Consider the following 13,357-nt stretch of genomic DNA (forward strand, 5'->3'; position numbering starts at 1 on the left):
CTAGATCAGGCCCGGGGTCTGCGAGCGAGCTGCATCAAAGCGCTTCTGGACATCCTGCCAGTTGGCGATGTTCCAGAAGGCCTTGACGTAGTCAGCGCGCACGTTCAAGTAATCAAGGTAGTAGGCGTGCTCCCAGACATCGAGCATCAGCAGCGGCACGGTGCCAGCGGGCAGGTTACCCTGCTGATCGAAGAGCTGCACAATGTTTGCGCGCTGTCCGAGCGCATCCCACGCCAACACGGCCCAACCCGAACCCTGCACGCCCATTGCGGTGGCGGTGAACTGGGCCTGGAACTTCTCAAAGTCACCGAAATACTCGGTGATTGCGGCAGCCAGCTCGCCCTCGGGGCGATCGCCCCCCTCGGGCGAGAGGTTATTCCAGAAGATGGTGTGGTTGACATGGCCGCCAACGTTGAACGCGAGATCCTTCTCGAGCTTGTTCACCGAGGCAAGATTGCCTGAATCGCGTGCCTCAGCGAGCTGCTCAAGCGCGGTGTTTGCGCCCGTGACATAGGCCTGGTGGTGCTTGTCGTGATGCAACTGCATGATCTTTCCGCTGATGTGCGGCTCGAGAGCTGCGTAATCGTAGGGAAGCTCAGGAAGTGTGTATGCGGCCATCATGGCGCTCCATTCTCTCGACAATCGTGGTTTCAAATCGTTGTTTCAGTCTATGCCCGCTCCTCGGTTGTCGCTCGAAAGTGACTTGCGCCGGTGGCGAACGGGGATTCAGGGTTCGACTCAGTCGAGTTCGTCTGGCAGGCTCGCCTCGGTGTTTGGGATACCGCGTGTTTCTGCCTCTTTATCGGCCATGGCCAGCAGGCGCCGGATCCGGCCTGCGACCGCGTCCTTGGTGAGGATCGGATCGGCGCGCGCACCGAGATCGTCAAGGCTTGCTTCGCGGTGCTTCAGACGGAGCTCGCCCGCGTAGCGCAGGTGAGCTGGCACGTCGTCGCCCAGGATCTCGAGGGCCCGTTCCACGCGCGCGCAGGCGGCGACAGAGGCCTGCGCGGATCGCCGCAGGTTGGCATCATCAAAATTCACCAACCTGTTTGCGGTTGCACGGGTCTCGCGTGCCTTTCGCAGCTGATCCCAGCTCGTGCGCGAATCGTTCGCTCCTATCGCGCCGAGCATCTCACCGATCGCTTCGCCATCGCGGATCAGGACTTTGTTTTGGCCGCGAATCTCTCGGCTCTTCGACTCGATACCGATGCGGCCTGCCGCGCCCACGAGCGCCATCGCGACCTCGTTGCTCGGGCAGATGATCTCAAGGCCGGCCGAGCGCCCCGGAGGGGTGATGCCACCGCGGGCAAGGAATGCGCCTCGCCAGATTGCCGCGAGTTCGGAGGGTGTGCCTGTGGTTAGACGGTTCGGCAGGCCTCGGATCTGGCGGCGGCGCTGGTCGAGGAGGCCCAGTTGACGTGCGAGTGTCTCGCCGTCGAGCACGCGGACGAGAAACTGCGGGGCACCCGGTCGAGCAGCGGTGGGGGGCAACTGCTTGGCTTCTGAGCGCACCCCGTAGAGTTCGGCGAGATCTTTGCGCACGCGCTGAACGATCTGGGGGTGTGCAGCTCGGCCTCAAGAGCGATGCGTCCCGAGATCGTATGCAAACCGCCAGCGAGACGCAGGATCGTGGCCACTTCGGCGATGCGCTCCCCGGTGCGCTGCACCGGAAATCGTACGAGCTCGCTCTTCACCTCGGCGGTAGACGGCACTAAAAAATCCTCTCAAACAATTGGGCAAAACGAACGCGTGGGATGACGCTTGGTTATTCGCGACCGAGGTCGCGATGACGCAGTGTCACATTGACACCCGGAAGTCCTGCCAGTCGATCCGCAAGTTCTCGCGCGGTCGCAACTGAGCGATGCTTCCCACCGGTGCACCCCACGGCAAGTGAGGCGTGGCGTTTATTCTCACGTTGAAAACCGGCAAAAACCGGGGTCAGTGCAGCCACGTAGTGTTCTAGGAACTCGGCGGCGCCTTCGCGTCCGAGTACATATTCTTTCACCTCAGGGTCGACCCCGGTGAGTGAGCGAAGTTCTGTCTCCCAAAACGGGTTCGGCAGGAAGCGCATATCGACCATCAAATCGACGTCAGTTGGGGCACCGTACTTGAACCCAAAACTCACAACGGACAGTTGTAGGCCGGGAGTGTTGTCGTCAGAAAAGAGTTCGCGCGTTGCCGTTGAGAGATCGTGCACGTTGTAGCGCGAGGTATCAATGACGACATCGCTTGAAGCCCGCAGCTCCTGGAGTCGCTCGCGTTCGAGTTTGATGCCTTCGAGGAGGCTGCCCGCTTCGCCCTGCAAGGGGTGAGGTCGGCGCACTGACTCGTAACGGCGGACCAGGATCTCATCGGTTGCATCGAGAAACACAACCCGCACCGTTGCGTTCTGGCGTAGATCCCCCACCGTCGCCTCGATGTCAGCGTAAAGATCGCGACCGCGCACATCGACCACCGCGACGATCCGGGGCAGCGCTCCCCCGGACTTGTCTGCCATATCGGCAAGCGTCTTGAGCATCGTCAGTGGGAGATTATCAACGACGTACCAGCCCAGATCCTCGAGGGTGTTGGCGACCGTGCTGCGCCCGGCGCCTGACATGCCGGTCACGATCAGGATCTCTTGTTCGGATACCGTCTCGTTCATTCGACGCCCCTCTCATTCTGATCCGTGTCCGTCGCTTCACCAAGCTTAGCGGCCTGCGCATTAGAGTTCAGGTGGTCCAGGATCTGCTCAGCAAGTTTCTCCCCTAGACCGGGGGCCGCGGCCAGTTCTGCCACCGTGGCCTGCCGGAGCCTCGTCACCGATCCGAAGTGTTTCAAGAGACCCTGCACCCGTTTCGGTCCGAGCCCAGGTATTTCAGACAACTTGCTCGCAATCGAGGTGCTGCGGCGCTGCCGTTGGAAGGTGATAGCGAAGCGGTGCGCCTCGTCCCGGATCCGCTGTACCAGAAACAGGGCCTCGCTCGTGCGGGGCATGATCACGGGGAAGGGGTCGCCCGGCAACCACAGCTCTTCCAGGCGTTTCGCGACTCCGCAGAGCGCGACATCGGTGATGCCAGCCTCTGCGAGTGCACGCGCTGCCGCCTGTACCTGGGGTTCGCCACCGTCGACGATGAGCAATTGTGGCCGGTCGCGATAGATCCCCACCGAGGGCTCACCCGTTTCGCGCGCCAGGTTGAGCTGCGCCGCGCGCCGCGCCACGACCTGATGAATCGAATCGGTGTCGTCGCGCGTCTCTTCGATCCGATACTTGCGGTACGCGCCCTTCGCGGGCAGTCCGTCCTCAAACACCACGAGCGAGGCGACGACGCCGGTGCCCTGCAGGTGCGACACGTCGATGCACTCGATTCTCAGCGGCGCTTCGTCCATTCCGAGCGCGTTCTGGAGTTCGGCGAGGGCATCGGTGCGAGCGGTGAGATCTGCGGCGCGCTTCATCTTGTAGCGGATCAGGTGCTCGCCGGCGTTGAGGGTCGCGCGCTCCATCAGCTGCACTTTGTCGCCGCGCTCGGGCACGCGCACGCGTACGCGCCCCTTTCTGGGTCGCAGCGCGCTGAGTGCCTGTTCGAGATCCTGGGCATTCTCTGGCAGCTGCGGGACCAGGATCTCGGGCGGCGGTTCGCGCTCGCCCTCGTAGGCGGATTGAACCACCTGTTCGAGCAGCGTGCTCGGCGAATCATCAAGCTCAACATCGACGATCCAACTGCGTTCGCCCCGGATCCTGCCACCGCGAATAATGAACTGGTGAGCGGCCGCCGCGAGTTCGTCGGAACGCAGCCCAAACACATCAAGATTGACGTCGAGCCCGAGCACCACCGCGTTCTTCTCCATCACGTGCTCCACGGCCTGCAGTTGGTCGCGCAGCCGTGCCGCGTCTTCATAGCGTTGCTCCGCCGCAGCCTCCCGCATGCCGCGCTGCAGTTCGCGGAGGTGGCTCGTGTCGCCCCCGCAAGAAAGGCGACGAGTTCCGTGACCCGTTCGCGGTGTTCTTCGACGGTGATCTTCTGGGAGCAGGGTCCGTTGCAGCGACCGATTTGACCCGCGAGACAGGGGCGACCGCTCGACATGGCACGTTTGTAGTCGGCGTCGTTGCAGGTGCGGATGGGGAACGCCTGCTGCAACAGCGCGGTTGTTTCGCGCAGCGCCCAGACTTTCGGGTATGGCCCGAAGTAGCGGGCCCCCCGGATCTTCTCGTTGCGCGTAATGATGAGCCGTGGGGCATCTTCGCGCAGGGTCACCGCCAAATACGGGTACGTCTTGTCGTCTTTGAACTGGACGTTGAATGGTGGCTTGAATTCGGTGATCCAGGTGTGTTCCAGTACCAGCGATTCAGTGTCGGTGGCGACAACGGTCCAATCGACCTTTGCCGCAAGCGCCAGCATGCGCCTGGTGCGCGGTTGCAGCGAATGCAGCGGCTGAAAGTAGTTCGCCAGCCGCGCCCGCAGGTTTTTTGCCTTGCCGATGTAGAGCACCCGGCCGTGCCGATCGCTAAAGCGATAGACACCGGGGCTCGTCGGGATTTCGCCCTGGGCAGGACGAAACGACCCTCGATTGTCGACTCCCTGAATCAAAGCACCTCGGCAAGAAATTCGCCGGTGTAGCTTCCTTCCACCCGGGCAAGCTGCTCGGGTGTGCCCTCGGCGAGGATCGTGCCGCCACCGGACCCGCCCTCCGGGCCGAGATCAATCACCCAGTCGGCGCTGCGGATCACATCGAGGTTGTGCTCGATCGTGATGACCGTGTTGCCCTTGTCGACGAGTCCGTTCAGCACCAGCAGAAGCTTGCGCACGTCTTCAAAGTGCAGGCCCGTGGTTGGCTCGTCGAGCACGTAAATGCTGCGGCCGTTTGAGCGTTTCTGTAGCTCCGTCGCGAGCTTCACGCGCTGCGCCTCGCCGCCGGAGAGCGTCGTGGCGCTCTGCCCGAGACGCACGTAACCGAGCCCCACGTCGACCAGAGTCTTCATGTAGCGATGAATTGAGCTGATCGGTTCGAAGAACTCCTCGGCCTCGGCGATCGGCATCTCAAGCACCTCGGAGATGTTTTTGCCCTTGTACCGCACCTGCAGCGTCTCCCGGTTGTAGCGTTTGCCACCGCAGGCCTCGCAGGCGACGTAGACGTCGGGGAGGAAGTTCATCTCGATCTTCAGCGTGCCGTCGCCCGAGCAGGCCTCGCAGCGGCCGCCCTTGACGTTGAAGCTGAAGCGGCCGGGCAGGTAGCCGCGGGTCTTCGCCTCGGGGGTCTCGGCAAACAGATTTCGGATCTTGTCGAAGACGCCCGTGTAGGTCGCGGGGTTTGAACGCGGGGTGCGGCCAATCGGTGCCTGATCAACGTGCACCACCTTGTCGAGGTGTTCAAGCCCGGTGACGCGCGTGTGCTTGCCGGGCACGAGCCGCGCACCGTTCAGCTGATTCGCGAGCACACGATACAAGATGTCGTTCACGAGCGTCGATTTACCGGAGCCGCTGACACCCGTAACCGCGGTCATGATGCCGAGCGGGAAGGCGACGTCAACACTCTGCAGGTTGTTGGAGCGGGCGCCCTGAACCTTCAGCTCGCGCTTCCTGTCGCGCTTGCGACGCTTCTTCGGCGTCTCAATGGATCGACGTCCGGCGAGATAATCGCCCGTCACCGAGCGGGTGTTCTTGAGAAGCTCGGCGTACTCTCCGGAGTGCACAACCGTGCCACCCTCAACGCCCGCTCCCGGGCCGATATCGACGATCCAGTCGGCAGCCTCAATGGTCTCCTCGTCGTGTTCGACGACGATGAGCGTGTTGCCGAGATCCCGCAGCTTGATCAGCGTCTCGATGAGTCTGCGATTGTCGCGCTGGTGCAGGCCGATGCTGGGTTCATCCAGCACGTACAGCACCCCGGTAAGGCCCGAGCCGATCTGCGTGGCGAGCCGAATACGCTGCGCCTCGCCGCCGGAGAGGGTTCCCGCGGCGCGAGCGAGCGTCAGGTATCCGAGACCGACCTCGATGAGGAAGTCGAAGCGTAAGCGGATCTCACGGAGCACCTGGGCCGCTATCTTCGCCTCGCGCTCGGTGAGGGTGACCTCGTTGAAGAATCGCTTGGCCTCGAGGAGGCTGAACTCTCCGACTGCGGCGATCGACTCGCCGTTGACGGTGACCGCGAGCACCGCGGGCTTCAGGCGTTGCCCGTTGCACGCGTGACATGGCACCTCTCGCAGGAACTCGGACCAGCGATCCCGCTTCGTGTCGGACTCGGCCTCGGCGTACTGCCGCTCGATGAACGGGATCACGCCCTCGAAGCCAGAGGAATACTTCACCTCGCGACCGAAGCGGTTCTTCCAGCGCACATTGACCTTGAAGTTGTTGCCGTAGAGCACGGCCTCGCGGACCTCATCTTCGAGTTCACCCCAGGGCGTCGTCAGCGAGAAATCGAGGTCTTTTGACAGGCCGACGAGGAGCTTTTCATAGTACTGGTAGAGGCTCTTGCCCTGGCTGGTCCAGGGCACAATGACCCCCTCGGCGATCGACAGCTCGGGATCACCGAGTACCAGATCCTCATCAACGGACATGCTCGTGCCGAGGCCGGAACAGGTGCCACACGCACCAAAGGGAGCGTTGAACGAGAAGGTGCGTGGTTCGATCTCTGTCAGTTGTACGGGGTGCTGATTGGGGCAGGACAGGTGCTCCGAAAACAGCTGCGTGCGATCTTCTGCCTCGGCGTCGCGATCGATGAAGTCGATGCACACGATGCCGCCGGCGAGTTTCAGCGCGGTTTCGAGTGAGTCGGTGAGCCGCCCGAGGCCGTCAGGGCTCGCGACCAGGCGGTCGACGACCACGGAGATATCGTGTTTGACCTGTTTCTTCAGGATCGGCGGCTCAGAGAGCTGGATAACCTCGCCGTCGACGACCGCGCGCGAATAACCGCTCGCGGCGAGATCCTGGAAGAGGTCAACGAACTCCCCCTTCTTCTTGCTGACCACCGGCGCGAGCACCTGGAAACGGGTGCGCTCGGGCAGGGTGATGAGCTGATCCGCGATCTGTTGCACGGTCTGCGAAGCGATGCGTTCGCCACAGATCGCGCAGTGCGGGATCCCGATACGGGCCCAGAGGAGACGCATGTAATCGTAGATCTCGGTAATCGTGCCCACGGTTGAGCGCGGGTTGCGGTTCGTTGACTTCTGGTCGATCGACACTGCGGGGCTCAAACCCTCGATGAAATCGACGTCGGGGCGATCAACCTGGCCAAGAAACTGCCGCGCGTAGGCACTGAGGCTCTCGACGTAGCGACGTTGACCCTCCGCAAAAATGGTGTCGAAGGCGAGGCTCGATTTACCGCTCCCCGACAGGCCGGTGAACACCACCATCGAGTCCCGCGGAATCGTGAGATCGACATTTTGAAGATTGTGGACCCGAGCCCCCTGGACGCTGATGTGAGCGTGGGTAGCAGAGGAACGAATGGGTGTTGAAGGCGTCGCAGTCACCGCTCTATCCTATGCCTTTCCCTCTGAGAATTCGAACATATGTGCGAGTGTGGGAATTCTTGAAGCAACGCGTCCGAAACCTTCAAGACTCAACGCGCGGGTGAGTTTAGGCTCAGAGCATGACACTCACATTCAACTTCATTGGCATCGTCACCCGTGACCTCGGAGCTTCTCTCGATTTCTATCGTGCTCTGGGTCTTGATACTCCCGAGGGGCAAGGCTCAGCAAACCACATTGAGGTCGAGCTTCCTGGCGGTGTGAAGCTCGCATGGGATCCGGTCTCGACCATTGAAAGCTTCCAGCCTGGGTATGAGTTTCCGACGGGGCCGGGGCGCATTAGTTTTGCCGTCGAGACCGACTCGCCAGCCGGTGTTGACAACACCTACGCTGAAGTTGTGGGACGATTCCCCAAGCAGCCGACACTGCGCCGTGGGACGCACCCTGGGGTCAGCGGTACGCGACCCTCCGCGACCCAGACGGCAACACTGTGTATCTCTACGCCGCACAGCTGACTGGAGCTTCTTGAGATGTTCGCTGTGCACGTCTCAGGCTTGCGTGACCGAGGTGAAAGATCCGGGGGTCGTCCCGGCGAGCTTCAAGAACTCCCTGGTGAAGTGGGCCTGATCGCAGTAGCCTGCGCGATACGCAATTTCCGACGATGCCACGCCAGCGCGCAGCATCGCCCTGGCCCGCTGGGCGTGCACCACCCTGCGGAGCGCCGTGTATCCATAGCCAAAACTTGCGACCATTCGGCGATGTAGTTGTCGCTCGGAGATCGTAAGCCTTCGCGCAAGTGCTGCTGCGCTCTCTCCGAGGACCGCTGCCTCGCGGGCAACCGCAGTCCAGCCTTGGGTCGCAGGAAGCAAAGAATACTCGGCGGCGATGTCGGCGGAGGCTACCTCTACGACTTCGGAGCCGTTCGCGTCTCGGAGCCGACGCAGCAATGAAAGGCCTGCCTGTCGTCTGCTCGGGGTGAGTACATCGGATGCATCGAGCTGCAGGTCGCGCAACTCCAAGAGCGACCTGCCGAGCGCGGAGTTAGCCAGTCCTGGCAGGAATCGGATACCGAGTGTCTCCCCCCGGCTACTTCCGCGCCCCACAAACGCGCGCGTAGACGGGCCCGCCACGAGCAATTCATCATCGCGCAAAATCAGGTCGACGCAACCGTCAGCCTGAAGCACGAGAGGGGCCGCCAGACCGTTTGACCGCCACAGGGTTCCAACTTCAGCAATCTTCAACTCTGCATATCGTATGGTGCGTGTCTCCGCTGGGGGCGTGCTACAGGTGCCCGGCCGCGTCCATGCTGCGCAGTTCACGCTTGAGCTCGGCAACCTCGTCGCGCAGCCGCGCTGCGAGCTCGAACTTCAGCTCCTCGGCCGCGGAGAGCATCTGCTCGTTGAGCTCGGCGATGATCTCCTCCAGCTTCGCCGCGCCCTCTCCCGCGATCGCTCCGGCTCGCGCCGCGCTCTTGCCCTTGCTGCGCTGTGGCGATCCCTTCTGCGCGTGCGCTCCTGCGCGTGAACTCAGCACCTCTTCGGTGTCTGCGGCCTCGCGCGCGAGCATCGCCGTGATGTCGTTGATCTTCTTGCGCAGCGGCTGCGGGTCGATACCGTGTGCGGTGTTGTATTCGATTTGGATCTCGCGACGACGGTTCGTTTCATCGATCGCCTCGCGCATCGAGCGGGTGATCTTGTCGGCGTACATGTGGACCTGTCCAGAGACGTTTCGTGCGGCACGTCCAATGGTCTGAATGAGCGAGGTACTTGAGCGCAGGAATCCCTCTTTGTCGGCGTCGAGGATAGCGACGAGTGACACCTCAGGGAGGTCGAGGCCCTCCCGCAGCAGGTTGATGCCCACGAGCACGTCGTAGACGCCGGCGCGCAATTCGGTCAGGAGTTCAACGCGACGCAGCGTGTCAACGTCGGAGTGTAGGTAGCGCACTCGCACGCCTGCCTCCTCCATAAAGGTCGTCAACTGCTCCGCCATTTTCTTCGTGAGCGTGGTGACGAGCACACGCTCGTCACGCTCGGCGCGGATCCGCACCTCTTCGAGGAGATCATCGATCTGTCCCTCACTCGGCTTCACGATGATCTCGGGATCGATGAGCCCCGTGGGGCGAATGATCTGCTCGACAACACCGTCGGCGAGCTCCATCTCGTACTTCCCGGGGGTCGCCGAGAGGTACACCGTCTGACCCACTCGCTCCTTGAACTCGGCGAATTTCAGGGGGCGATTGTCGAGGGCGCTTGGCAGCCGGAACCCGTGGTCAACGAGGGTGCGCTTACGCGAGGAGTCGCCCTCGTACATCGCACCGATCTGCGGCACCGTGACGTGCGACTCGTCGATAACGACGAGGAAATCGTCGGGGAAATAGTCGAGCAAACAGTGCGGAGCCTCGCCGGCCTGCCGCCCGTCAATGTGCCGGGAGTAGTTTTCGATGCCTGAGCAGAAGCCGATCTGCTCCATCATTTCGAGGTCGAAGGTGGTGCGCATGCGCAGGCGCTGCTCTTCGACGAGCTTGTTCTGCCGCTTCAGTTCGCGAACGCGCTGGTCGAGCTCTTCACTGATCTGCCCCATTGCGCGGTTCATGACGTCGCGGCTGGCGACATAGTGCGAACCCGGGAAAATCGAGACGGCATCAACCTGTTTGATGACATTTCCGGTGACCGGGTGCAGGTAGTACAGCGCCTCGATCTCGTCGCCGAAGAACTCGATGCGGATCGCAAGCTCCTCGTACATGGGGATGATTTCGACGGTGTCGCCGCGCACGCGAAAGTTGCCGCGCACGAACTCGATGTCGTTGCGCTGGTACTGCATGTCAACGAAGCGGCGGAGTAGCACGTCGCGATCCAGGACGTCGCCGACGAGCAGCGGCACCATGGCTTCGTAATACTCTTCGGGCTTGCCGAGGCCGTAGATGCAAGACACTGTCGATACCACGACCACATCGCGACGACTGAGCAGCGCGTTGGTGGTCGAGTGGCGCAGCCGTTCAACCTCCGCATTGACCGAGGAGTCTTTCTCAATGAAGGTGTCGGTCTGCGGTACGTAGGCCTCGGGCTGGTAGTAGTCGTAGTAGCTGACGAAATACTCGACGGCGTTGTTGGGCATAAGCTCGCGGAACTCGCTCGCGAGCTGCGCTGCCAGCGTCTTGTTGTGCGCAAGAATCAGCGTTGGTCGCTGCACCGCCTCGATCAGCCAAGCAGTGGTGGCTGACTTGCCAGTGCCGGTCGCGCCCATCAGGACGATATCGGTTTCACCCGCGTTGATTCGCTGGGCAAGCTGCTCAATCGCGGCCGGTTGATCGCCGCTCGGCTCGTACTCGCTGATCACCTCAAAAGGGCGGACGCTGCGTGTGGGTTCCATGGGATCGAGCCTACTCTGGACCACTGACAATGGTGGCCCGTCGGCATCGGCAACCCACCGGCGATGGCAACGCACGGGGCGTGTGTACGTCCGAAAGAAAACTAGGCGTTCGTGTGTCGTGGCAGCGGGAGATTCCCAACCCCGCTGATCCGCACCGCTTCGAGCCCCTGCCATGCCGCAGCTTGGTTGAGTAGATCCTGAGCAGCCTCCGCCGTGCGCGCCGGCGCACCGTCCTCCTGCCAGGCCGCCTGCACGAGCAACTCGCGGGCCTTGCGGTCGGCCTTCAGATCGATCCGCCCGGCCATCTTGCCACCGACCAACAACGGCAAGCAGTAGTAGCCAAACTGGCGCTTCTGTTTTGGCGTGTAAATCTCGATGCGGTAGTGGAAACTGAACAGCCGCTCTGTGCGCGGCCGAAACCAGACCAGCGGATCAAACGGGGTCAGGAGCGCGTCCGGTGCGAGCCGGCTCGGCACCGTGGTCTCGTGATGCATCCACGCTTGCTCGGGTGTGCCGTTGGCTTTCCGCCAGCCCTCAACGCTGACCGGGATCAGGATCCCACGCTCTTCAAGGATCCGAGCCGCCCGTCCGGCATCGGTGATCTTGAGGCGGTGATAGTCAGCCAGGTCGGCGAGGGTGGCGACGCCGAGCGAACGGGCGGCACGTTCAATGAGCTGCTGCTGCGCGCTCTCGCGCGGCACCTCGCGCAGGGCGTGCGCGGGCAGCAGCTGTTCGGCGAGGGCGTAGCGACGCTGGAAACCGACACGTCCGGCAGAGACCACCTCGCCCTGCGCGAACAGCACCTCGACGGCTCGTTTCGTTTCGCTCCAGTCCCACCACGGGCCGCGCTTCTCGCGGGGCCCGTTCTCCAGCTCACGCACAAACTGGGGACCGCCGTCAGCGAGGGTGTCGCGCACGCGGGCGAGCGTCGGGGCCAGCTGCGCGGTGGTGTCGTCGCGGGCGTAGCGATCGCGAAACTCCCGCATTCGCCACGCGAAGAGTGGTCGATCCCCCACGGGAAGAAACGCCGCCTCGTGCGCCCAGTACTCCGTGTATTCTCCGCTGTCCCAGAGATGCCTGTCGAGTTCATTGGGGCTGTAGCCGCCGTGCCGCGAGAACACGGGCAGGTAGTGGCTGCGCGCGAACACATTGACCGAGTCGATCTGGAGCACGTGCAGTCGCTCAAGCGTCGGATCAAACGGCCGCCTGGTGCGCAGCTTCGGCGTCGCACCGCCGGCACCACGAAAGCCCTGGGCGGCAAGTGCAACGCGCCGCGCTTCGGCGGCGCTGAGGGAGGAGGGCGCTGGCATGCCTTTAGGCTATCGTGGCCTGGTATACGCGGTTGAGGATCAGGCGCTCGCCGAGTGTCCAGGTCACGGTGGTCATCAGATAGACCGCAGCCGCGAGCGGGACCACCGCCGCAACGATAGCGGTGATGAACGGCATGAAGCTCAACGCTGAGGTCAAGCGGCTGAGGTCGGGCATCCCGGCTAGCATTCCCGCAGCAGGTGCCGGTTTTGGGGTCCGAGCGGTAGCTTGCGCGGGACGCATGAGGAGCCGGCGCGACAGCTGCGCGACCACCGCGATGATCGCCATGATGCTCAGGAACACCGCGGCCGCGGACCATTCCACGTTTCCCGATCCCAGGATCCCGAGATAGCTCTCGTTCAGGCGGATCCCGAGGAACGTGTGGCCCAGGAGCGTGTTCGCTTCACCGTGAATCGTGGGCTGAATGAAGATCCCGTAGACGGCCATCAGCACGGGCATCTGGGCCAGCACGGGCAAACAGCCGGCAAATGGCGAGGCCTTTTCCTTCGCGTACAGCTCCATGGTCTTGCGCTGTAACACTTCTGGATTCTTGGCATATTTCCGCTGCAGCTCCGCAAGCTGCGGGGCGATGCGCTGACGTGTGATGTTTGCTCTCGCTTGGGAGCGTCCGACGGGGATCAGTGCCGCGCGAACTGCGAACGTGAGGAGCACAATCGCGAGCACCGCGCTGGAACCGTCAGCAATCGGGGTGAGGAGATCGCTGAGGTGGTTCACGAGCCAGTAGGCGGCGTCGACCAGAAGCTTGACGGGCGGAAATTCATAGATGTTCAATTGTCTGTCTTTCTACGCTGAGGATCACGGAAGAATTCGTGTGCCCTGCGAGAACGACGGGCGCGCATGAGTGCGCCAAATGAGCTGACTGCCAGAGAGTCAGCGTGAGCTTGGGTTGTCGTTCAGGCAGAAGCGAGAACGACGAGTGCGGGGGCGCGTGCGAGCGCTGTTCCCGGGGTGCCGGGGGTGCCGGGAATCCGCGTCACGTGAACAGCGTGGGTGCGATTGAGCGCGGGCGGTTCGTGCGGCGTCAGTTCCTGGGCGCGCGCGAGAGCTCGCATCGCCCACGGTGCAACCGGAGCCAGGATCGCGGCCCCCAGCGCGGCGACGAGCAGGATCGGAAGCGTCGACTGTGGGAGGTGTGAACCCGCAGCGACAGTGAGCAGGAGCATGGCGACTTGAGCCACCATCCACAACTGCACCAGCACTACGGGCCTCCCCTCA

The 13,357-nt window shown here is 62.8% G+C and carries 9 protein-coding genes and 2 pseudogenes; 1 reads left to right on the forward strand and 10 read right to left on the reverse strand.

Going from position 1 to position 13,357, the window contains the following annotated elements; all coding sequences use genetic code 11:
• From G7067_RS08915 to uvrA, 5 genes and pseudogenes are all read right to left on the reverse strand, one after another.
• Positions 1-618: a superoxide dismutase gene (locus G7067_RS08915; protein ID WP_166326011.1), complete on the reverse strand. Its 618-nt coding sequence runs from the start codon at positions 616-618 to the stop codon at positions 1-3.
• Between the two features lie 120 nt (positions 619-738).
• Positions 739-1,712: pseudogene (gene whiA / locus G7067_RS08920) on the reverse strand (DNA-binding protein WhiA).
• A gap of 53 nt (positions 1,713-1,765) precedes the next feature.
• Entirely contained in the window at positions 1,766-2,644 is an 879-nt protein-coding gene (rapZ, locus tag G7067_RS08925; RefSeq protein WP_166323595.1) for an RNase adapter RapZ, read from the reverse strand.
• Positions 2,641-4,568 (reverse strand): annotated as a pseudogene (uvrC, locus tag G7067_RS08930) (excinuclease ABC subunit UvrC). Before uvrC ends, rapZ begins: the two are co-directional and overlap by 4 nt.
• Positions 4,565-7,447, reverse strand: a complete 2,883-nt coding sequence (gene uvrA, locus G7067_RS08935) for an excinuclease ABC subunit UvrA (RefSeq protein ID WP_166323596.1) — start codon at positions 7,445-7,447, stop codon at positions 4,565-4,567. The pseudogene uvrC and the gene uvrA overlap by 4 nt, the downstream one beginning before the upstream one ends.
• 119 nt (positions 7,448-7,566) lie before the next feature.
• On the opposite strand from uvrA, the gene G7067_RS08940 reads away from it, so the two are divergent.
• Positions 7,567-7,959 (forward strand): VOC family protein, encoded by a 393-nt coding sequence (locus tag G7067_RS08940; RefSeq protein ID WP_244301031.1) that lies wholly within the window; start codon positions 7,567-7,569, stop codon positions 7,957-7,959.
• 33 nt (positions 7,960-7,992) lie between these two features.
• Here the strand turns inward: G7067_RS08940 and G7067_RS08945 are convergent, their stop codons facing one another.
• From G7067_RS08945 to G7067_RS08965, 5 genes are all read right to left on the reverse strand, one after another.
• Positions 7,993-8,685 (reverse strand): helix-turn-helix transcriptional regulator, encoded by a 693-nt coding sequence (locus tag G7067_RS08945; protein ID WP_166323597.1) that lies wholly within the window; start codon positions 8,683-8,685, stop codon positions 7,993-7,995.
• 40 nt (positions 8,686-8,725) lie between these two features.
• Positions 8,726-10,813, reverse strand: a complete 2,088-nt coding sequence (gene uvrB, locus G7067_RS08950) for an excinuclease ABC subunit UvrB (RefSeq protein WP_166323598.1) — start codon at positions 10,811-10,813, stop codon at positions 8,726-8,728.
• A 101-nt stretch (positions 10,814-10,914) separates the two neighbouring features.
• Positions 10,915-12,123: a winged helix-turn-helix domain-containing protein gene (locus G7067_RS08955; RefSeq protein ID WP_166323599.1), complete on the reverse strand. Its 1,209-nt coding sequence runs from the start codon at positions 12,121-12,123 to the stop codon at positions 10,915-10,917.
• A gap of 4 nt (positions 12,124-12,127) precedes the next feature.
• The gene (locus G7067_RS08960; RefSeq protein ID WP_166323600.1) at positions 12,128-12,913 is read right to left on the reverse strand and encodes a YidC/Oxa1 family membrane protein insertase; all 786 of its coding nucleotides are present in this window, start codon (positions 12,911-12,913) and stop codon (positions 12,128-12,130) included.
• A 122-nt stretch (positions 12,914-13,035) separates the two neighbouring features.
• Positions 13,036-13,341 carry a hypothetical protein gene (locus G7067_RS08965; protein WP_166323601.1) on the reverse strand — a complete coding sequence of 102 codons (306 nt, stop codon included), beginning with the start codon at positions 13,339-13,341 and terminating at the stop codon, positions 13,036-13,038.
• Positions 13,342-13,357 lie beyond the last annotated feature (16 nt).

The sequence above is a fragment of the Leucobacter insecticola genome (assembly GCF_011382965.1).
Lineage (GTDB): Bacteria > Actinomycetota > Actinomycetes > Actinomycetales > Microbacteriaceae > Leucobacter > Leucobacter insecticola.